The organism is Pelagovum pacificum, from assembly GCF_016134045.1.
Classification (GTDB): Bacteria; Pseudomonadota; Alphaproteobacteria; order Rhodobacterales; family Rhodobacteraceae; genus Oceanicola; species Oceanicola pacificus_A.
This window is the reverse complement of record NZ_CP065915.1, coordinates 1,380,608-1,400,754: the sequence shown is the minus strand read 5'-3', so window position 1 is coordinate 1,400,754 and position 20,147 is coordinate 1,380,608. Positions and strand designations below refer to the sequence as shown.

General features: G+C 63.0%; 16 protein-coding genes and 1 pseudogene. 3 read left to right on the top strand and 14 right to left on the bottom strand.

The window, feature by feature from the left end; genetic code table 11:
- Nucleotides 1-160 precede the first annotated feature (160 nt).
- The 13 genes from I8N54_RS06990 to I8N54_RS06930 all read right to left on the bottom strand — a co-directional run bounded on the left by I8N54_RS06990 (nt 161) and on the right by I8N54_RS06930 (nt 16,304).
- The gene (locus I8N54_RS06990; protein ID WP_197097474.1) at nt 161-2,134 is read right to left on the bottom strand and encodes a P-loop NTPase fold protein; all 1,974 of its coding nucleotides are present in this window, start codon (nt 2,132-2,134) and stop codon (nt 161-163) included.
- A gap of 339 nt (nt 2,135-2,473) precedes the next feature.
- Nucleotides 2,474-3,373, bottom strand: coding sequence for a GIY-YIG nuclease family protein (locus I8N54_RS06985; RefSeq protein WP_140193245.1), 900 nt, complete (start codon nt 3,371-3,373; stop codon nt 2,474-2,476).
- Between the two features lie 224 nt (nt 3,374-3,597).
- Nucleotides 3,598-4,851: a cation:proton antiporter gene (locus I8N54_RS06980; RefSeq protein WP_140193246.1), complete on the bottom strand. Its 1,254-nt coding sequence runs from the start codon at nt 4,849-4,851 to the stop codon at nt 3,598-3,600.
- Between the two features lie 241 nt (nt 4,852-5,092).
- Nucleotides 5,093-6,133, bottom strand: a complete 1,041-nt coding sequence (locus tag I8N54_RS06975; RefSeq protein WP_140193247.1) for an NAD/NADP octopine/nopaline dehydrogenase family protein — start codon at nt 6,131-6,133, stop codon at nt 5,093-5,095.
- Complete coding sequence (locus tag I8N54_RS06970; protein ID WP_140193248.1) at nt 6,134-7,252, bottom strand: NAD(P)/FAD-dependent oxidoreductase; 1,119 nt, start codon at nt 7,250-7,252, stop codon at nt 6,134-6,136.
- A gap of 13 nt (nt 7,253-7,265) precedes the next feature.
- Nucleotides 7,266-8,654 (bottom strand): M20/M25/M40 family metallo-hydrolase, encoded by a 1,389-nt coding sequence (locus tag I8N54_RS06965; RefSeq protein WP_140193249.1) that lies wholly within the window; start codon nt 8,652-8,654, stop codon nt 7,266-7,268.
- A gap of 34 nt (nt 8,655-8,688) precedes the next feature.
- Nucleotides 8,689-9,579 (bottom strand): ABC transporter permease, encoded by an 891-nt coding sequence (locus I8N54_RS06960; RefSeq protein WP_140193250.1) that lies wholly within the window; start codon nt 9,577-9,579, stop codon nt 8,689-8,691.
- Nucleotides 9,576-10,565 (bottom strand): ABC transporter permease, encoded by a 990-nt coding sequence (locus I8N54_RS06955; RefSeq protein ID WP_232790443.1) that lies wholly within the window; start codon nt 10,563-10,565, stop codon nt 9,576-9,578. Before I8N54_RS06955 ends, I8N54_RS06960 begins: the two co-directional genes overlap by 4 nt.
- 18 nt (nt 10,566-10,583) lie before the next feature.
- Nucleotides 10,584-12,095: an ABC transporter substrate-binding protein gene (locus I8N54_RS06950; RefSeq protein ID WP_140193252.1), complete on the bottom strand. Its 1,512-nt coding sequence runs from the start codon at nt 12,093-12,095 to the stop codon at nt 10,584-10,586.
- A 51-nt stretch (nt 12,096-12,146) separates the two neighbouring features.
- A complete protein-coding gene (locus tag I8N54_RS06945) occupies nt 12,147-13,235 on the bottom strand; it encodes an ABC transporter ATP-binding protein (protein WP_140193253.1) in 1,089 nt (362 codons plus the stop codon).
- Nucleotides 13,232-14,221, bottom strand: a complete 990-nt coding sequence (locus I8N54_RS06940) for an ABC transporter ATP-binding protein (RefSeq protein WP_140193254.1) — start codon at nt 14,219-14,221, stop codon at nt 13,232-13,234. Before I8N54_RS06940 ends, I8N54_RS06945 begins: the two co-directional genes overlap by 4 nt.
- Nucleotides 14,218-15,366, bottom strand: a complete 1,149-nt coding sequence (locus tag I8N54_RS06935) for an NAD(P)/FAD-dependent oxidoreductase (RefSeq protein ID WP_197097475.1) — start codon at nt 15,364-15,366, stop codon at nt 14,218-14,220. Before I8N54_RS06935 ends, I8N54_RS06940 begins: the two co-directional genes overlap by 4 nt.
- Nucleotides 15,367-15,575: 209 nt before the next feature.
- The gene (locus I8N54_RS06930) at nt 15,576-16,304 is read right to left on the bottom strand and encodes a GntR family transcriptional regulator (protein ID WP_140193256.1); all 729 of its coding nucleotides are present in this window, start codon (nt 16,302-16,304) and stop codon (nt 15,576-15,578) included.
- A gap of 124 nt (nt 16,305-16,428) precedes the next feature.
- Between I8N54_RS06930 and I8N54_RS06925 the strand changes: the two genes are divergently transcribed.
- Nucleotides 16,429-17,595 carry a pyridoxal-phosphate-dependent aminotransferase family protein gene (locus tag I8N54_RS06925; RefSeq protein ID WP_140193257.1) on the top strand — a complete coding sequence of 389 codons (1,167 nt, stop codon included), beginning with the start codon at nt 16,429-16,431 and terminating at the stop codon, nt 17,593-17,595.
- A 383-nt stretch (nt 17,596-17,978) separates the two neighbouring features.
- A pseudogene (locus I8N54_RS06920) lies at nt 17,979-18,131 on the top strand (integrase core domain-containing protein); the annotation flags it as partial.
- A 127-nt stretch (nt 18,132-18,258) separates the two neighbouring features.
- Here I8N54_RS06920 and I8N54_RS06915 read toward each other — a convergent pair.
- Nucleotides 18,259-18,918 (bottom strand): glutathione S-transferase family protein, encoded by a 660-nt coding sequence (locus tag I8N54_RS06915; protein WP_197097476.1) that lies wholly within the window; start codon nt 18,916-18,918, stop codon nt 18,259-18,261.
- A gap of 157 nt (nt 18,919-19,075) precedes the next feature.
- On the opposite strand from I8N54_RS06915, the gene I8N54_RS06910 reads away from it, so the two are divergent.
- Nucleotides 19,076-19,939 (top strand): AraC family transcriptional regulator, encoded by an 864-nt coding sequence (locus I8N54_RS06910; protein ID WP_231592432.1) that lies wholly within the window; start codon nt 19,076-19,078, stop codon nt 19,937-19,939.
- The last annotated feature ends 208 nt before the right edge of the window (nt 19,940-20,147 follow it).

Genomic DNA, 20,147 nt, shown 5'->3' with positions numbered 1-20,147 from the left:
ACGATATGCGCGCAGCAAATGTTTGGGAAGGGTCGCTTATGGCCACCCTCGCAGCCAAGGTCAGCTCCCGGCCCTTTGCTGCCGTTCATGGATCGCGCAGCGAATGACCGCTCCCAGCACGCAGCGATCATTGGTACCGCGCCGGATTGGTTAGATAGGCTTACGTTTGTTTGAGTGTCCAACTGAGGTCGATTTCACTTTGGCACTCTTGGCCGGTCAACAGACCACGCAGTCGCTGTTTACATAGTCTTTCATCCACCAAGTTGGCGATCCCCTTCACCAAACCGCGCATCTGGGCTTTACGCGGCATTATTTCCTCTTTGTCGATCTTGACGGAAAGGCAGTCTGCTACGCTCTGCCACCAGGGGCCTTCGGTCAGGATTAGTTGTGGCACGCTGTCATAGCGATCTTTAAAATACCCAGTCAGCATCCGTTCTTTTTCCCTACCAAGGGATAACCAAGCGGCGACGAAGTTCCCAGGATCGATGCTCTGCAATATAGGCTCGCGAAAGAATCTTTGGGTGCCCTTGCCGTTGATGTAGGTTAGGTCCCCTAGAAACTCAAAGTAGTCTGTTTTCAGTGTCTCGATTAAATGATCTGCAACCGGTTGGGCTTTCCAGTTAGCGTACCAGTTCTTTGCGGCCTCCTGCAAATGAGACAGCACTTCCTTGAAGTCCTGCTCGTCGCGACGAACATAGCCCAAACCATCATATCCAGAGTCAAAATTCCAACGGGTTGAACTAAAGCTTTCAAGGTCAAGGCCAGGAGTGACTACTTCATCAATATATCGCTTGAGTCTTTGAACCCAGCCATCCGTGGCATCTTTAATCAATCCCTCGTTCAGCAACATTAAGATAACGCCTACGACATGCATTACGACAACTGGGTTCTGATACCTACCTTGTTCAATACCCTTTAGGATGTCGGTGATGTCGGCGTCGAATTCTTTGACCGACCCGTCCGAAAAGTCCCAACTCCAAATATGCCAAAGCCGTTTCCAAGAGGGCCAACTGTCCGGACCGTTAACTTCGGATGCGCCTGCCAGTTCGCTATTGAACCGTTCGGGATCGACCGTTCCGCTATTCAGAATGTCGATCCACTGACGGATTGTCACGGATGTTCGGATACCAGTCACGAGGTTGTATTTGAGGATCACTTTACGCTTGGGGGTGTCGGGCTCATCATCTTTGATCTTGAACGTATAGAAGCTTCGGTCTTCGGGATCGTGGCCACCATACTCGGAGAGAAGATCAATAGGGGTGAGCGCATATTCTGAGCCTCCCAAGTTCAATTTGAACTCCATGAAGAATATGAATGCTTGCGTTGTCAAGCTATCCATCAATTCAGTATTGTGTAGATATTGTTCGTCGGCAGCATCAATCATGCCGATAAGAAACCACAAGAACTGACGAATTGCCCGAAGGTTATTGAATTGCGAGAGACGGTAGAGTTCTTCAATTAGATCCGTTCGAGCGACGATCACTTGCTTGGCTTTCGTCTCTGACATCTCGCTGATGAAGGACGCTACCGCAGTTTCTGGGTCAGGTGGGATTTCGAAGGATTGACCGACAACCTTTTCCCTGAACTCGTTAAACTTTACGTCTTTGACCCGGCTTGTATTTGCGACCAGAATGACCCGTGCGTTGCCATGTTCGATGTAGCGATTGAGGACGCCAAGCAATTTTGATTGTTCAAACCCACAACGTTCGAGGTCATCTATTATGACCAGTGCGTCATTGATCGCATCAACAGCTTTGGTCACCTGACCAAGTGTGCTTTCAACAGCCTTGCCGATGTCTGCTGACCCCGAAAATATGCCACCGGAGCCGACAGAAATAGCGCCAGAGAACAAGGAGGAAGCAAAGCCGACCCCTTGATGTATGAACTTCGTAGCTTTGGAAGACGCTGCATAGAACAACTGCCGCTCAAAATCTTGCATACTGCCAACGCCGAATAGCGAGAGGTAGATTATTTTGCGCTTGGTGAAGTCAGGCTGATAGACCAGGCTTTGAATGAAATGCGTCTTGCCGCAGCCCCACTTCCCTTCGATCAAAACGGCGAATTTGGGGTTGTCGGTGGAATTTGTCCAATTTGAGAGGAAGTGTCTAATCTGGTTTCTGGCTGTTTCATACATGAATTGGTCCGCCAAAATGCTGTTACTTGGGACCATAGTCGTGGGTTGGTGCCGTCCCTGGCATTCCATCCCCTACCACCATTTGTGGACGCTGTCTTTAGGCCGGGAACGTCCCGAAAGGTGACAGATTGTGAAATTTGCGAAGTCCGCTTCCTGCGCTTCGCCGTCGTTCGTGCCCAGCGCAACGAAGGTCCGGAATCCGCCCCGTGACTGTGGGACAGAAGTCGCACCCAGCCCGTTGTTGCTGCCGCGAGCAAGTGCAGAGAGTGGCCACTTCTAGCCCTTGGGGAGCGTGACCCAAGATACGGCAGCACGCAGAGGGTGGACCGTCAGCTGACGTCAAACGATCGTCTCTTCTGCATCCACGGCCAGGCCGATTTCGATGGACTTCGCATAGAGCGCATTCAGGTCGCGGCTCGAAATCCCAACAAGAAACTCTGAGTGATCGTCAGACCCATACCCAGCCTTTTTTGCTTCAAAAAGGATAAAGTCTTCAGCTGCTCGGGCGCCAGCGACTGTGGCGAATTGGCTCGATGACCTTTCGGACCATTTTGCCTCTCCTTGGGTCAGACGGCGGTAGCGGTTTAGTTCATCAACTCTGTCTGCGACCTTCCCGGAGCCGACTTTAAACGTCAAACCATGAGCATCATAGATCTGTGCGATGTAGAGATGCGTGCCGGGGTTCACGTTTGCCGCCTTGCGCATCCCGGCCTGTTGGCGCCAGGGACGATGGAGTGAGCCCTGAAATGGCAACTTTGCGGTCGCCCCGCCCTTCACCTGTTCTCGAACATCAAGCGACATAAGACGACCGATCTCTTCCGGTCGCATCTCGTGAATGCTTGCCGCGCCCTGCATGCGCTTGTCCGCGTGATCTGGAATTAATGTATCGTTGCTTTCCTGCTCAATGAAGACCCAAGTCCGTGAAACGGCGATGCCATAAGGCCAACGGAACCGCCCGTCTCCATCCCGATAATGCTCGGGCGGTCGTTTCTCGTTTGGTCGCAGAAATTCGACATCCACTTCTAAGACGGGATCGGCAATCTCGACGGCTCCAGCGAGCCGCCCGCGCAGCATCGGATCAGATTCTTTGGCGTCACTAGTCAGGTAAACAATGATATCTCCAGGCTGGATGTAGCCCAGTATCCGTTGGCGGGTACCTTCGTGGCTTAGTGCCAACGCATCATACTCTGGGATGTCGGGGGCACCCCAAGTCTTGGTCCAATAATACCGGCGGTTCATGCAACCAGTCCCTCAATTCCACTGATGGAGACCGTAATCATTGGAAAGAACCACTTCCACATAGATATCACGTAAGCTGCGCTTTCCCGTCGACCAGAAGCGGCATCCCGACCGGTAGCTTACTGCGCACTGCTGCGGTTGGTGACAAGCGCAGCGAACGACCGCTTTCCGCCCCTTTCGGACGTTAGCTGTCACCGCAGCGAAGGTCCGCTCTCCGCCCGTCTTCACCCATTGCCCCCCTTGCTCGCATGCTCCAGCGCCCTGCCGACCGTGAAGCCGTGGAGGACGGCCGAGATCAGGATCACCAAGGCCACCAGCGACCAGAGTGCCGCCTCGTCGCGGAATTCGATATGGCTTGCGGCGTAGCAAAGGCAATAGATCGAACCTACGCCGCGGACGCCGTAGACAGAGACAATGGCGCGGTCATTCCGTCCCAGCCCCGCGCCCCACAGCGAAATCCAGGCAGCCAGCGGCCGGACGATCGCCAATACCAAGACCGCGATGGCCACCAGCGGCCAAGTAAGGGCACCCAGAAGCAATGGCAGCATCGTGCCGAGCGCGACCAGCAGGACCGCGGTCAGCGCGTGCTCGATGGTCTCGGAGAAGTCATGGAGGCGCCGATGGTATTGGTGGTGTTCCTCGATCCGGCGCAAGGTCAGGCCCATGACCGCGACCGAAATGAAGCCGTAGCCTTCTGCCAGTTCGGTCGAGCCATAGCAGAGAAGAATGCCGGCCAGCGCGATGATACCCGATGCCGTTTCGGCGAGCGGCGCCTCGGACGGCAGACGGAACAGGACCCAGCCAAGTGCCCGCCCGCCCAGCCAGCCAAGCAGCGCGCCGACCGCGATGCGCCAGATCACATCGAGCAGGAGCCAGTCGGTCAGGAAGTCCACGAAACCCGTTCCTTCGGCGGCGACGAGCAGGCCAAGATAGACGAAAGGGAAGGCCAGCCCGTCGTTCAGCGCCGCCTCGGTCGTCAGCGTGAAGCGAACCGGGTGCTCCTCTCCCTCGTGCGGCGGGCCGACCTGCACGTCCCCGGCGAGGACCGGGTCCGTCGGCGCGAGCACCGCGCCAAGCAGAATTGCGGCGGCCAGGGTCATGCCAGCGAGGCTTGCGCCGAGGAACGCCACTGCTGCGATTGTCAGCGGCATTGCGAGAACGAGGAGCCGCGCCGTCGGCATCCAGCGCGGCCAAGGTCCGAGGGCGTCGATCCGCAAACCGGCACCGAAGAGTGCTACGATCACCGTCAGTTCACTCGCCAGCTCCCAAGCCAGAGGGGCGGAGCGCGGGTCGGGCAGTAACGTGACTTCCGGCAGCAGCAGGCTCGCAGTTGCCCCGAAGAGCAGCATCAGAGGAGCAGCCGCTGGTTCCCGCTGCGATACGAGGCGCGGCACCCAGCGGGCGAGGATCACGACCAGCCCCAACACGGCCAACGTCAGATGGTAGGAATCGAAGCCGAAGAACGGGTCGTCATGCATGGTCTTGGAAAACGTCCTTAGGAGGCTCAAGTCGTAGCACGACACGTGTTTGCTTGGGCGCGGGGTCTATTTCTTCGCAACCCGATCGCAGCGTTCGATGATCCTGTCGATCCGGGAATCTTCAGAATCGAAACTCCCGCCTGATTATTAAGCCATGTCCTCGTGTTGCTCGTAGCCCCAGGCACCGCAGACGTCTTCGGGGGGGGACAGCCGGGCCCGTGAGAGGCCCCTTTAGTTTTATCTAGACGGTCGCCTTCCTCACCAGCGCGCTGACGTCGACACCCTCAAGCAAGTCGTTTTCAGCCTCGAAGTCCCGCCCGTAGAGCGAAGACAGCAGCCTAAGTCCGGCGGAGTGCAGCACCGCCTCGCGCCCTGTCGCGCGCCCAAGTGCCACGAGCGCGACGAGGCCGAAGGGCGCATCTTCAAGCACGTAGCGGCTGTTCGGAGTGGTTGGGCCAAGCTGGCCGGGGCCCATGTCACGCACCGCCTCGGCCATGATTTCGAACGCGGCCCGGGGAATGTCGTAGGTCAGGTGGTAGTGCTCGGCGAGAGAGCGCACCTCGATGCCCATGGCCGCACCGATCGCCACCCGCTCCGCGTCGAGGTCCGCCATCAGTCGGGAGACCGAGGAGGTGAGGTTCTCACCCTGCCCCCAGGCCTCACGCCGCTCCATCCGAGTGATGTTGGTGAGGGCGAGCGCCAGGTGACACTGGGGATTGATGTTGGCAAGCGAGACCGCCATCAGGCCGTCGCGCATCTGAAAGTGGTCGCCGAAGACCTCCGTGCAGAGCGACTGCACCGGCGCGTCGGCGGGCGTGACCGCCGCATCGATGCGGCGGCGGATGGTGTTGATGCGCACCTTGGTGCCCTCGTGGCGGCGCGAACGCAGCAGCGTCGTGCCCCAGACCATTACCGGCACGTCGAGGCCCCGCGCCACCACGGCGTCGCTCAGCCGGTAGCCGGCGAGGATCGGCTGAGCGCTGATGATCACCAGCTGGCCGTCGCTCAGGGCCGGGACAAGCGCGTCGTAGACCGCGCGGTGGCCGTTGGCGGGAAGCGTGATCATGACGATGGCCGCGCCCGCTACGGCCTCGGCGCAGGTGTCGGCGATGTGGGGCCGGAAGCTGCCCTCGACCTCGCCTTCGCAGAGGATCGCGCCGTCGCGCAGGGCCGCGGTACTGGCGCCCGATGGCGACCAGAGGACGACCTCATGGCCGCGGTCCATGAGGTAGGCGGCGTTGGCATAGCCGGCGGCGCCGGCACCCAGGATCGCGATACGCATCTAGAAGAACCTCGCCGGGCGGAACTCAGCCAGCTCGGGGACCGAGCGGCCGTGCAGCAGTTCGTCGCGCACAGCCTCGCCGATGAAGGCGCCGAGCGTCACGCCGCTGTGGGTAACGGTTACGTAATAATTATCGAGCGCCGGATGGGGCCCGATGGCCGAGAGCCCGTCCTTGGGGATCGGGCGGATCGCAGTTCGCACGGCCTCTACATGCAGCCCCGTCAGCGAGGGCATAAGGCGGATCATCCGCGACAACAGCTCCTGCGCGGCGGGGTTGTCAGGGGTTGCGGGGGTGTCGAAGGCCAGCGTCTTGTCGATGTCGTTGGCGCGCAGCAGGATGCGGCCCGCCCCGTCGGGGCGGCAGTTGACAAGCGGCGTACGCAGGGCGTGGCGCAGGCTGGTGTCGCTGCTGGCGGTGTAGGCGATCAGCCCGACGGTCGGCGCCAGCGGAAGCTCGTGCTCGGCCGCGCCCACCGCCTCGTTCGACCAGCGGCCGGCGCTGTTGACCACACGGTCGGCCTCTATCTCGGTGCCGTCGTTCAGCACGACACCCGCCGCCTTGCCGTTCCGCACCAGCAGGCGCGCCACCTTGGTGCCGGTGAGCAGCCTCAACTCATGGCGCCGCTGGGCGCGGGCGACGATGGCCCCGGCGTAGACCGGCGAGTCGAGCCAGCCGTCCTCGGGGTAGTGGATCGCGCCGGTCTCGGTGAAGGTGGACAGGTCCACGTCCGGCTCGAGCCGCGCCAGCGTCTCGGCGGTGATCGCATCGGCGGGGTAACCCCAGCTCTTAAGCCGTTCGAGCTTGTCGAAATTGCCCTCGTCGAAGCCTGCGGCCTCGGCGCCCGCGTCCTTCCACTGGACGACGCCAGGGCGGTGGAGCCAGTTGGCGCCCTCGATCTCGCCGGCGAGTCGGCGGTGCGCCTTCACCCCGGCGAAGTTGAGATCGAAATAGGCGCGCGAGGTGAGCTTCTCGCAAGCATTGACCCAAGCGTAGCTGGTGGAGGAGGTGCCGCTGCCGACCCGGTGGGCCTCGACCAGGGTCACCTGGGCCCCCGCCTCGGCCATACGAAACGCGATGGAGGCGCCGATGATCCCGGCGCCGATGACGATGACTTTCATGGCTGATCTTTCTTCAATTGGTCTTTGCGTCCCAAATCCGACCCAGCTCGGTCAGCATCTTCGGCCAACAGACGATGCCTTCGCGGATACTCTGGATCGCGTAGGATTCGTTGGGGGCGTGGACACCGTCGGCGGGCAGGCTGAAGCCGAACATCAGCGTGTCGATACCAAGCTTCTCGCGGATCGTCGCTGTGATCGGAGAGGTGCCGCCGCTACGCACCCGCACTGGGGTCTCACCCGTCACCTCGCGCAGGACCCGGTCGGCGGCGATCACCAGGGGGCTGTCCTCGCCCAGGTTGTAGGCCGGGGCACCGCCGCTCTCAGCGGACACGCTAACCGTCGTACCTTCGGGCGCATGGGCTTGGAGGTGGTCGACCACGGCCTTGCGGGCATCGGCGGGGCTGAGGCCGGGGACGAGGCGCAGAGTGACCTTCGCATGGGCGGCGTTGGGGATCACGGTCTTGCCGCCGGGCCCGATGTAGCCGCCCCACATGCCGTTGATTTCCAGCGTGGGCAGCAGCATCAGCCGCTCGATCGCGCTGTATCCGGGCCAGCCATGGGGCGTACCGCCGAAGCTGGCGAATAGCTCGTCCTCGTCCAGACCCAGCTCGGCCACGTGGCGGCGGGCCTCCTCGGTCGGCAGCGCGGCGTCGGGCAAGAAGCCGCCGACACTAACCCGCCCCTCGTCGTCGTGGAGCGAGGCGAGCAGTGCGGTCATGTCGTGCAGCGCGTTGCGCGTCACACCGCCGTAGCGGCCCGAGTGCAGGTCACGCACGGCGGAGGTTTTTAGAGTGACCTCGAGCGCCGTCACCCCCCGGCAGCCCACGTTGATCGCCGGCCAGAAGCCGTTGCGCCCGCCGTCCGCCGAGAGCACGAGGTCGCCCCGCAGCAGGTCGCGGTAGCGCTCGAAGATCACTGGCAAAGTGGCAGCCCCGACCTCTTCCTCACCCTCGAACAGGCAGCGGAGGTTGAACGGAAAGCCACCCTCGACCTCGAGATATCCGGCGAGGGATTCCAACGCGATGGTGGAGGAGCCCTTGTTGTCCGAAGCTCCGCGTCCGTAAAGGCGACCGTCCTTTTCGGTAAGAGTGAAGGGCTCGGTCTGCCACTCGTCCAGCGGATCGGGAGGCTGCACATCGTAATGTCCGTAGACGATGAGTGTCGGCTTGCCCGGCGCGTGCAGCCAGTCGGCGTAGACGGCCGGGTGGCCGCCGCCGTCGAGACGCTGGACATTGTCGAGCCCGATTTCGGCAAGGCGCGTTTCCAGGAACTGCCGCGCGGACTCCATTCCCGGTTCGAAGGCGGGGTCAGCGCTGACGCTCTGACAGGCGACGTAATCGCTGAGGCGCGAGACTATGGCGTCCATTCGGGTCGACAGCAGGTCAGTGACGCGGTCGCTCATGAGATGGTCCTTTGCATTCTTTGGGTCGTCCGGATCAGGTTTCGCGCGGGTCAAGCGCGTCGCGCAGGCCATCGCCCAGCATGTTGAAGCCCAGCACCACCAAGAAGATCGCGGTGCCCGGGAAGATCGACATGAAGGGGGCGTGCATCATGTAGTTCTTGGCGCTGTTAAGCATCGAGCCCCATGAGGGGTTCGGCGGCTGCTGGCCGAGGCCGAGAAACGACAGGCTGGCCTCGGCGATGATCGCGGTCGCCACGGTGATCGTCGCCTGCACCACCAGTGGCGGGGCGACGTTGGGCAGGATGTAGCGCCACAAGATCAGGCTATGCGGCAGGCCGATGGCGCGGGCGCCGTCCACGTAATCCTCGGTCTTCACGGCCATCACCTGGCCCCGTGTGAGGCGGATGAAGATCGGCGTGGCTGCGATGCCGATGGCGAGCATGGCGTTGGTCAGGCTAGGTCCGAGCGTCGCGGCGAGCGCGATGGCCAGGATCAGCGAGGGGATCGACAGGAGCGCCTCGGTCAGGCGCGAGATGATGCCGTCGGTCCAGCCGCCGAAATAGCCCGCCAGCAGCCCCAGCGGTACTCCGATGGCCACCGCAATGCCGACCGAGACGACGCCCGCAAGCAGCGAAGCGCGGGCGCCCAAAATCAGGCGGCTGAGAATGTCGCGCCCGACCTCGTCGGTGCCGAGCCAATGCTCGGCCGAAGGCGGGTTGCGGATCGCCGTGAAGGACGAGGCGAACGGGTCCTGCGGAGCGAGCCATGGCGCGAAGAGCGCGATCAGGACGAAGAAGCTCACCAGAGCCAGCCCAGCCAAGGCCGGCCCGCTGCGGGTGATCTTGGAGAACGCGCGGAACCGGCGGCGCGGCGAGATCACCTCTTCGCCGGGACGTGCGGGAGCAGTTTGGATCGCGTCGGTCATCGCGAATGCCTCAGGCGCGGGTTGATCAGGATGTAGAGGACGTCGGCCAGCAGGTTGACCAAGATGAAGCCGGCCGCCGTAACCAGCACGACCCCCTGCACCACCGCGTAGTCGCGGGTGAAGACGGCGTCGACGATCAGCTTGCCGAAGCCGGGGATGGTGAAGATCTGCTCAGTCAGGACGGCGCCGGCCAGCAACTCCCCAAACAGGAGGGTCGAGATCGTGACGATCGGCATCAGCGCGTTGCGCAGCGCGTGCTTCAAAACGACGGAGCGGCTTAGCAGGCCCTTGGCGCGCGCCGTACGCACGTAGTCCGAGCTGAGCACGCCCAGCATGGCGGAGCGCGTGTGACGCATCAGGTAGGCGGAGACGGCGGTGGCGAGCACGAAGGCGGGCATGAGCATCGCCCGCACGGATAGCCAGAAGCTTTCGTCTATGGGCACGTAGCCCGAGGCCGGGAGCCAGCCGAGCCAGACCGAGAAGGTCATGATCAACAGGATCCCGAACCAGAAGTTCGGAATGGACATGCCCGACAGCGCCACGACGTTGGCGGCGTAGTCGAGCGGAGAATTCTTGCGCACCGCGGCGATGATGCCCGTGGGGATGCCGATCAGCATGGCCATGGCGATCGCCATGGTGGCCAGCTGGATGGTGATCGGCAGCTTCTGGAGGATCATCTCAGCCACCGGCAGCTCGGTGCGGATCGAGATGCCAAAATCGCCCTGAAGCACCTGGCTAACCCAGGCGAAGTACTGGATCGGGATCGGCTGGTCGAGCCGGTACTTCTCGCGCAGGTAGGCGATCACCTCCGGGTCGGGGTTCTCGGCGGCAAGCGTCAGGATCGGGTCGCCGGGCAACATACGTTGCAGGCCGAACACGATGATCGACACCAGGATCAGCGTCGGGATCGCTTCGAGCGTTCGGCGGAGTATGAGGGTCAGCACTTTGGCGATCTTCAGGTCAGGTGCGGGACGGCGGTAGGGCACCGCCGTCCCGGGGTTTCATCACTCTTCGTTCAGCGTCACGCCGGCCAGCCGGATCACACCGTCCGGGTAAGGCACAAAGCCTTCAAGGTCGGCGGTGTAAGCGTAGTAGTTCGGCGTGTAGTAGAGGTAGATCGTCGGGATTTCCGCGTGCAGCACCTCTTGCGCCTGATCGTAGTAGGCCTTGCGCTCTTCGTCGTTGGTGACGGTGCGGGCGGCAAGCATCGCCTCTTCCATCTCCGGGTGGCAGAACCGGCCCGGGTTGGCGGCGGCTTCGCAGCCCAGATAGCGGTAGAAGTTACCGTCCGGGTCGACCCGGCCCGACGCGCCGGTTTGGGCGGCGTCGAAGTTGCCGGCCTCGCGCTCGGACAGGTAGGCGGCGAATTCGACCGGACGCAAGGTCACCTCGAAGCCCGCCTCGGCCGACATCGCCTGCACCAGCTCGAACAGCTGCTGCATGAGCGAGTTGTTGGCGTAGGTGATCTCGAAGGACACGGTCTCGTGGCCGGCTTCCGCCATCAGCTCGCGCGCGGCCTCGACGTCACGACCACCGCCGTCAAACTCGGGGTTGTAGGCGAAGCTCGCCGGGGCGAAGGGCTGGTAAGCGGGCGAATAGATGCCGAGCCCCACGACCTGGTTGATGACCTCGCGGTCGAGCGTCAGCTCGAAGGCGCGGCGCAGCCGCGGGTCCGAGTTGATTGGGCTTTCTGACCGCTCGCCGTTGGCCGAGTTGAACACGATGCCGTAGTAGCCAAGGCCCGGGATCATCTCGAACACCAGGTCCTCGTCGGCGTCGATGGTTTCCTTGTCCGACGGAGCTGGCCGCTCCATGAAGTCGATGTCACCAGCCTGCAGGTTGGCGAGCCGCACTGTTGTGTCGGGGATTGGCTGATAGGTCACCGTGTCGAAGTGATAGTTGTCGGCGTCCCAGTGGTCCTCGAACTTCTCTAGCACGATGCGGTCATTCTGGATCCGCTCGACGAAGCTGTAGGGACCCGAGCAGACCGCGGCCCCCGAGGCTTCGGTGTCAAAGCTTGCGGGCGACACGAGCATGCCGGCCCGGTCGGAAATCTGGCTGAGGAAAGTGGCGTCGGGGCCTTCGAGGGTGATCTCGACCGTGAACTCGCCCGTGGCCTCGTAACCGGTGACCGAGGCAAGCTCGCCCGAGCGCTGGCTTTCGGGCAGATTGATCGCGCGGTCGAGGTTAGCGACTACCGCGTCGGCGTTGATGGGCTCGCCATCATGGAACACCGCGTCCTCGCGCAGCTGCATGGTGAGCACGGTGTTGTCGTCGTTCCAGGACCACTCCGTCGCTATGCGCGGTACGATGTTCAGGTTTTCGTCCGTGTCCACGAGCTTGTCGCAAAGCGAATTGAACACGAGGCGGCCGACGTAGCTGTTGCCGCGGTGGGGGTCGAGCACGTCCGGGTCATCCTGAAGCGCGATGGTGATGTCCTGTGCCGCGACTGCCGACGCCAGCAGCGTGGACGCCAGCAAGCCGAGGCCCGTGGTGGAAAGAAGTCTGTGTGTCATGTGAACACTCCCGGTTGGTTTTGCTGTGTGTTTTCTGGTTGTTATTCGTGTCTAAGGGCCTGCTTGGCGGCTGCGGAAAAGCTCGAGCCGGCGGGCGAGCGCGGGGCTGTGGGGCGTGGCGGCTGCCAGTGCGCCGCCCTGTTCCGCGGCGATCTCGCGCCAGAAGTGGCAGGCCACCTGTCGGTCGCCCTGAACCGTCTCGAGCTCGGGCGCGGTTTCCCGGCAGGGAGTCCGCGCGTGGGGGCAGCGGGTGTGGAATCGGCAACCCGGCGGCGGCGCGGTGGGGCTTGGCACGTCGCCGCCCAGGGGCTCGCGCACGCGCCGCGCAGTGGGCGAGGAAACCGGGATCGCGCCGAGTAGCGCGCGGGTGTAGGGGTGCAGCGGCGCCTCGTAGAGCGCGTCGACCTCGGCCACCTCGACAGTCTGGCCTAAATACATCACCGCCACCCGGTCGCTCATGTGGCGAATTACGGCCAGGTCGTGAGCCACGATCACCAGTGTGAGCCCCAGCTTTTCCTTCAGTTCCTCCAGCAGGTTGACCACCTGCGCCTGAATCGACACATCCAGCGCCGAGACCGGCTCATCGCCCACGATCAGCTTCGGGCCAGAGGCGAGCGCACGGGCGATCCCGATCCGCTGGCGCTGGCCGCCCGAGAACTCGTGCGGGTAGCGGTCGGCGAAGTCGGGGCGCAGACCCACGGTGCGCAGCAACTCGTCCACCTTGTCGCGCACCGCCCTGCCCTTGGCCAGGCCGTGCAGGCGGATCGGCTCGGCCACGATCTGGCCCACGGTCATGCGCGGGTTGAGCGAGGCGAAGGGGTCCTGGAAAACGATCTGCAGGTCGCGTCGCAGACTTCGCAGCTTGTCCGACGGAACCTCAGAGATGTTGCGCCCCTCGAAATGCACCTCGCCCGAGGTCGGCTCGAGGAGGCGCAGCAGCAGCCGGCCCAAAGTGGACTTGCCGCAGCCGCTCTCGCCGACGATGGCGAAGGTCTCGCCCCGGCGGATCGACAAGGACACGCCGGAGACCGCTTGGACCTGCGGGTTGCGGTTCAGCAGCCCCTGCGGCTTGCCGAAGACCTTCACCAAGTCGCGCGCCTCTAGGATCGGGGCATCCTTCTCTTCCGTAATCCCACTCATGCCGCGGCCACCTTGTCTTCCAAGGGGGCGTACCAGCACGCCGCCATGTGGCCAGGCTCAGGTATGATCACGGGCGGCGCCTCCCTGTGGCAGCGCGCGTCGGCAAAGGGGCAGCGGGTGGCGAAGCGGCAGCCTTTGGGCATGTGGTCGAGGGGGGGCACGGAGCCCTCGATCGTCGCCAGCCTCCCGGCCCGCCGGCCCAAAGAGGGGACCGAGCCGAACAGGCCAATTGTGTAGGGATGCTGAGGATCGGCAAAGATCTGGTCGACCGTGCCGCTTTCCACAATCTTGCCGGCGTACATGACGGCCACCCGGTCGGCGACCTCGGCCACCACCGAAAGATCGTGGGTGATCAGGATCATCGCCGTCCCGGTCTCAACCTGAAGCGTCTTCACGAGGTTCAGGATCTGCGCCTGGATAGTCACGTCGAGCGCAGTGGTCGGCTCGTCCGCGATCAGTAGGCGCGGTTCGTTGGCCAGCGCCATGGCGATCATCACTCGCTGGCGCATGCCGCCCGAGAGCTGGCTCGGATAGGCTGCCATCCTTCTTTCAGGCGCGGGGATACGCACCATTCGCAGCACCTCGATAGCGCGGGCCTTTGCCTCGGGTTTGGAGAAGTTACGATGCCGGCGGATGCCCTCGATGATTTGGTGACCGATAGTAAAGGACGGGTTGAGCGAGGACATCGGCTCTTGGAAGATCATCGCCAGCCGGTTGCCGCGCAGGTTCGTGCGCCGCGCCTCGGTCATGGCGAAAAGGTCTTCGCCTTCAAAGGTCGCGCGGCCCGAGACGATGCGCGCGGGTGGTGTCGGCAACAGGCCCATGAGCGCCATGGACGTTACGCTCTTGCCACAGCCGGACTCGCCGACGATGCAGAGTGTCTCGCCCGCCTGGACCTCGAAGGAGACGCCGTCGATGATGTGAGGCACCTCGCCCTTGGTGAAGGTCAGGCGTAGGTCTTCAACCTGAAGCAGCGGATCATTCATGGAGCCGCCCCCTCAAAAAACCGCGCCGGGCGAAATGGCGCGTATTCTTCTACCGGGCGGCCATCGAGGATTTCGTCGCGCAGAGCGGTGCCGATGAATGCAGCGGTGTTAATGCCGCCGTGGGTCACGGCGACCCAATAGTTCGCCACACCCGGGATCGGCCCGACGCAGGGCAGCCCACCTTTCGGGATCGGGCGCACGGCGATCCGTACGGCCTCGACCGGCACGCCTTGGAGCGCGGGGGCCAGCGCCCAGAGTCGTTCGACCAACTTTTGCGCGACCGGATGATCGGGGGTCGGCGCGTCATGCTCACCCACATGGGCGTCGAGGTCGTTGGCGCGGAGTAGGAGCCGCCCCGCCCCGTCGGTCCGCACGTTCAGGCCCGGGGTGCGCAGCACCTTGCGGATCGTCGTGGGCAGCGAGGGGGTGTAGGCGATCAGGCCGACGGTCGGCGCCAGTGGCACCTGAAGCTCTTCGTGGCCAACGATATCGGACGACCAGCGACCGGCGCAGTTCACTACGACATCCGCCTCGATCCGCTCACCCGCGGCGGTGCGCACGCCGCGCACCTGACCGCCTTCTAGCAGAACCTCGGCCACCGGCGTGCCGGTGCGGATGACCAGCCCATGGCGCCGCACGGCCCGGTCGAACAGTTCGCCGATGTAGACCGACGCCTCCACATAGCCGTCGTCGGGGTAATGAATCGCGAAGTCGCTTTCGGTGATCGCATCCTCGGCCAGCTCGGGCTCGAGCTTGCGCAGCTCCTCGGGCGTCAACGCCTCGGCCGGGTAGCCGAGCTCCTGCAGCCGCTCGAGCTTGCGATCGACGGGCTTGTCGGCAAGGGCGGGGTCTTCCCACTCGGCCGCGCGCCACTGGATGACGCCAGGGCGGACATGCCAGGTGCCGCGGTCGCCGAATTCCTCGACCGTGGCACGGTGGGCGCGCACGGCGGCAAGGCTCAGGCGGTAGTAGTCGTCCGAGGCGACCCGCTCGCAGGCACTGACCCAGGCGAAGCTGCAGAGCGAGGTGCCCGCGCCGATCCGGCCAGCTTCGACGAGGGTGACACGCACACCGGCCTGAGCCAGGCGAAACGCCACGGAGGCGCCAATCACCCCTGCTCCGATCACGATCGCCGATGTCGTCATCCCGCACCTCAGCATTCAACTCGGAATTCAGGATGCCAAATTTTGCATTCAGTTCAAGTGCGTTTTTCATGCGATCGACAAGGTCAGCCGCTTTTGCTGCCCAACACGCAGCAGTCGCACGCATTTTGGGCGCAACGCGAAAAGGCGCGCCCACCGGGCACGCCCATCTTCATTGGCCCCACACGTAAATTCTCAAGAACGGCCGAATTTCAGGCCTCTGACCCTTCATCCAGATAGCGCATCGCCGCCGCCCGCTTGTTCTGCAGATGGGCATACATGATATCGGCAAGCTCCGATCCAGACCGACGCTGAAGCGCATCCAGCATTTGTTCGTGCTCGCGCATGGCTTCGCCCCAGCGATCCCGGTGGTTTTCGCGGTTAGCGTTGTAGCGCACACGCTGGATGCGGCTGGCGAAATTGGCGTGAGTCGCGGCCAGCAGCTCGTTGCGGGCGGCCGCCACGATCGCGCCGTGGATCTTCTGGTTCAGATCAAAATAGGCCGGCAGGTCGCGCCGCATGTAGCAGGAGTACATGTCATAATGCAGCCGCTCGATCTCGCCGACCTCGGCATCGGTGATCCCGGCGCAGGCCAAGCGCCCCGCGAGCGCCTCGAGCCCACCCATGACCTCGAACAACTCGCGAATATCATCCTTATCATAAGACCTTACGCGTGCCCCTCGGTTCGGCAGTAGTTCGACCAATCCTTCCGACGCCAGCACCTTGAGTGCCTCACGCAAGGGGGTGCGCGACACGCCCATCTGCTCGCAGAGCAGCCGTTCGGGGATGCGGGCCCCTTCGGGCAGACTGCCCTCGAGCAGGTAGCCGCGGACGCTCGTCAGGATTTCCTCGTGCAGCGAGGCAGCACTGCCCGAAAGCGGCTTAAGGCCCGCAGCTTGCGGCTCCGCCTCTGCCCCTGCGCCAGGAATCCCGTCTTCCATCCGCCTCTCCCTTTCCGGCTGACCCTGCTTACACCATTATCAACGCCCGAAAAACGTTGTGCTTCCCAAAAATGAATGCAAAATGTCCTGAGCACAATCAGAAAAGTAGACATTCAGGGGCCCAATGACCCACCGAGTCGGACAACACTTCCTCCATATTCCTGGCCCCAGCCCCGTTCCCGACCGGGTCCGCGCGGCCATCGGCGCCCAGGTGATCGACCACCGCAGCGTCGAATTCGCCGAGCTGGGCCGCAAGGTACTCGACGGCGCACGCGAGGTCTTCGGCACCCGCCACCCGGTGCTCATCTTCCCCTCCTCTGGCACCGGCGCATGGGAGTCGGCCGTCGCCAACACGCTCTCTTCGGGCGACAGGGTGCTGATGGCCGAGACCGGCCACTTCGCGAATCTCTGGCGCGCGCTCGCCGAATCTTGGGGCGTCGAAGTCGAAATGATTCCCGGCGACTGGCGCGACTGGGCCGAGCCCGACGAGATCCGGGAACGCCTAGCCGCCGACACGGGCCACGAGATCAAAGCGGTCATGGTGGTCCACAACGAAACCTCGACCGGCGTGGTCAGCCCCGTGGCCGCGATCCGGAAGGCGATCGACGCCGAATCCCACCCCGCGATGCTCATGGTTGACGCGATCTCGTCACTCGGCTCCCTGCCCTACCACCATGACGACTGGGGCGTGGATGTCACGGTGAGCTGCTCCCAGAAGGGGCTGATGCTGCCGCCGGGCCTAGGACTGGTCGCGCTCTCCCCTCGTGCGGTGGAGGCCGCCGAAACCAGCAAGACCCGCCGCTCCTACTGGGACTGGGGGGCGATGCTGGCAACCAACCCGGGCGGTTTCTTCCCCTATACCCCGGCGACCAACCTGCTCTACGGGCTGGCTGAATCGCTCGACCTGCTGCGCGAAGAAGGCTTCGACCAAGTCTTCGCCCGCCACGACCGGCTCGCCGCCGCGACGCGCGCCGCCGTCACCGCCTGGGGGCTCGAAATCCAGTGCGGGAACGAAGCCGCCCACTCCTCTGTGCTGACCGGGGTGGTGATGCCCGAGGGCGTGGATTCCGACGCGGTGCGCACGCTGATCCTCGACCGCTACAACCTGTCGCTCGGCCAAGGCCTGTCACGGGTCAAGGGGCGCATCTTCCGCATCGGCCACCTAGGCCAGTGCAACGAGCTGACGCTTCTGGGGGCATTGTCGGGGGTGGAGATGGGCCTAGCCGATGCGGGTGTGCATTTTCGGCCCGGCGGCGTCCAGGCAGCCATGGAGACACTGCGAAAGAGCTGACCACAGGCTCCGCCGCTGGCTTTGCCCCGAGGCGCGCGCCGCCCTCGGCTGGCGCCTCACGCCGGGCCGGGGCAGCCAAGGCGTCGCCGACGTCCCGCGGCCGGGCAACGGAAAACGATACCAGTACGGCCGAAGGCGGCCGCACTCAAGGTAGCCAAGCAAGGTCGACTCAGACATCCTTGCGATCTGTCAGAAGAGGGCAATCACGGTACTGGCGGCGAACATAAGCCGGAGCCGGTTTCGAGGCCATGAGGAGCGGCCTCAACTTCCAGCCGTTCCAGCCCATCTGATCGGCCGGCCTTCTGGCGGAGCAGGACGTCGCTAGACGGCATCCAGCCGATGACGCACTGTTCTTGAAAACATCGCTCAGGCAATCGGCGCTCGGTCTGGTCCTGCTGAAGCTGCGCGAAGCCCCGATCCTTACCGAACGTTGGCGGCGCCACTACAAAACAGTCAGACCGCACAGCGCTTTGGGATACCGGCCGCCAGCGCCGAAGAGCATCGCCCCGTTAGACCAAAGGCCGACCATGCATTAACATTCAAACTGGACCACCTGATGGGGCACTCCAGAGCGCCGGTGCGCGGATTGTAGATGGTACCGGAACTCGGACCGCGTGAGGCGGTCCGAAAAAGTTGCTCCGAAAGCGGCGCGGACGTTCCGGCTCACGTGCTGTCAGCAACCGATTCCAAGGCGGCCCGGGCTGACGCCGACGAATGCATCCGGGCGAACCAGGCGGCAAGATGGATCCGGTTCGGATTGTTTATCCATGATCCCGTAAAGGACATCGTGAACATGCAGCTAAACAGGATGATGTCGGCGAGCATCATCCTATCGCCGCAGATATAGTCCCGGCCCTCGATCTCCTCGTTCAGCCTGTTCATCCCTTGGTCGGCAAGCAGCCGGTGATAGCGCTGGCCCTCAGGAGCCAGCGTGCGGAAGCCCATGTAGAGATCCTCTGCATCGGCACTTCCACGCCACCAGGCGACTACCGGTTGGGCAATCTCCAGATCGACTCGCCGGGTCCACATGCGAACTGTAGCACGCTCACCTGCCGTTTCCCCGACAAGCGATCTTCCGCCCGATGCCACCTCATCAAGGTACTCGCAAATCGCAATGGATTCGGTGACGACATGACCGTCCTTGCTGCGTAGAGCCGGAACCTCGCCTCTCGCATTCACGGTCTTGCGGTATTCCCGCATACGGTTCTCCAGTGCGGCCAACCGGACAACCCGAGTCTCAACGTCCAATCCGCCTCGCTCATGCAGGAACATGCGCACCGGCATCACATTGGGTGTTGGGTTGTCAGCGTCGTAGAAAATCATGACAGGTTCCTTCGTCTTCTTTTTGTATAGCTCCCACCTATGCTGGCGCAGGGCGTTTCCGGATGCCTGTTGCCCTCGGATGATTGCCTGATCCTGCTGTAAGCTTGATATTTCCACGCATGTATTCTGTGATGGCGGAATGTCAGAGATATGCGCCATGAAACCCATAGTTTTGCGCCACGCCGGCCTGCAGAATCCTTTGCTTCCCAGGCTCCATCTTTACCGCATCGACAATCCTACTGACGCCGCAGGCCTTATCTATGAGCCAGTCGTCTGCTTGGTGCTCCAGGGGCGCAAACGCACTTTCATTGGAGATTCTGTCTTCTCGTACGGTCCGGGCGAATGCATGGTAGTCGTCGCCGAAGTCACCGCAATGGGCCAGGTCTGCGAGGCAACGCCGGAAGAACCCTTCCTGTCTCTGAACCTTTTGCTCGATCCCGCCATCATCTCAGCGCTCCTCCTCGATGTGAACGAGTTGCCGAACAATCCGCTCGAGTCGGGATACAATGTCTCGACCGCCGCCCCCTCCATGCTCGAAGCGTGGCGCCGCCTCGCCGATCTGCTCGATCGCACCGAAGAGGCCCCTGTCATGGCGCCCCATCTGGAGCGTGAACTGATGCTGCGCTTGCTGATGGGACGGCAGGGCAGCCTACTGCGCCAGATTGCTTCGGTCGACTCCCGGCTGTCGCATATTCGGCGCGCCATGGCATGGATTCGGCAGTTCCATTCTGAAAAGCTGAGCGTCAGTGCCATGGCTGCCGTGGCGGGAATGAGTGTTTCAGTGTTCCACCGGCGCTTCAAGACAGTCACAGGTGTGAGCCCCCTGCAGTACCAGAAACAATTACGTCTGCACGAAGCGCGCCGCAGGCTCGTTTCCGAGCAGGCCGAGGCGGCAGCTGTTGCTTACGCCGTCGGCTACGAAAGTAGCTCGCAGTTCTCACGGGAGTACAAACGCCTATTCGGCGCGCCACCCCGGCGGGATGCCGAAGCGCTCCGGCAAATTGCCGACCCAGCCAAATGATCTCCCATACTCTACCCGCTAGTCGCCGACGCAGCGGACGACCGCTCCCCGCCCAAATTTGATGTTCGGCCATGGTACCATCTAGCGAGTGTCTCCCGAAGCCGGGAGACTACTTTCAGTGGTCTTTGAACCGCAGCGACGCACCGGCTCCCAGCAGGCGACTAGAACAGCGACGAATTACCTGTGGCTGTGTGACGGTTACTCCAGA

Excerpts from the sequence above, each read along its gene's own strand:
- I8N54_RS06940 (WP_140193254.1), bottom strand. The coding sequence starts at position 14,221 with ATGAATGATCCGCTGCTTCAGGTTGAAGACCTACGCCTGACCTTCACC.
- I8N54_RS06925 (WP_140193257.1), top strand. The coding sequence starts at position 16,429 with ATGACCCACCGAGTCGGACAACACTTCCTCCATATTCCTGGCCCCAGC.
- I8N54_RS06985 (WP_140193245.1), bottom strand. The coding sequence starts at position 3,373 with ATGAACCGCCGGTATTATTGGACCAAGACTTGGGGTGCCCCCGACATC.
- I8N54_RS06950 (WP_140193252.1), bottom strand. The coding sequence starts at position 12,095 with ATGACACACAGACTTCTTTCCACCACGGGCCTCGGCTTGCTGGCGTCC.
- I8N54_RS06980 (WP_140193246.1), bottom strand. The coding sequence starts at position 4,851 with ATGCATGACGACCCGTTCTTCGGCTTCGATTCCTACCATCTGACGTTG.
- I8N54_RS06965 (WP_140193249.1), bottom strand. The coding sequence starts at position 8,654 with ATGAGCGACCGCGTCACTGACCTGCTGTCGACCCGAATGGACGCCATA.
- I8N54_RS06915 (WP_197097476.1), bottom strand. The coding sequence starts at position 18,918 with ATGATTTTCTACGACGCTGACAACCCAACACCCAATGTGATGCCGGTG.
- I8N54_RS06975 (WP_140193247.1), bottom strand. The coding sequence starts at position 6,133 with ATGCGTATCGCGATCCTGGGTGCCGGCGCCGCCGGCTATGCCAACGCC.
- I8N54_RS06945 (WP_140193253.1), bottom strand. The coding sequence starts at position 13,235 with ATGAGTGGGATTACGGAAGAGAAGGATGCCCCGATCCTAGAGGCGCGC.
- I8N54_RS06930 (WP_140193256.1), bottom strand. The coding sequence starts at position 16,304 with ATGGAAGACGGGATTCCTGGCGCAGGGGCAGAGGCGGAGCCGCAAGCT.
- I8N54_RS06935 (WP_197097475.1), bottom strand. The coding sequence starts at position 15,366 with ATGACGACATCGGCGATCGTGATCGGAGCAGGGGTGATTGGCGCCTCC.
- I8N54_RS06910 (WP_231592432.1), top strand. The coding sequence starts at position 19,076 with ATGAAACCCATAGTTTTGCGCCACGCCGGCCTGCAGAATCCTTTGCTT.
- I8N54_RS06960 (WP_140193250.1), bottom strand. The coding sequence starts at position 9,579 with ATGACCGACGCGATCCAAACTGCTCCCGCACGTCCCGGCGAAGAGGTG.
- I8N54_RS06990 (WP_197097474.1), bottom strand. The coding sequence starts at position 2,134 with ATGTATGAAACAGCCAGAAACCAGATTAGACACTTCCTCTCAAATTGG.
- I8N54_RS06970 (WP_140193248.1), bottom strand. The coding sequence starts at position 7,252 with ATGAAAGTCATCGTCATCGGCGCCGGGATCATCGGCGCCTCCATCGCG.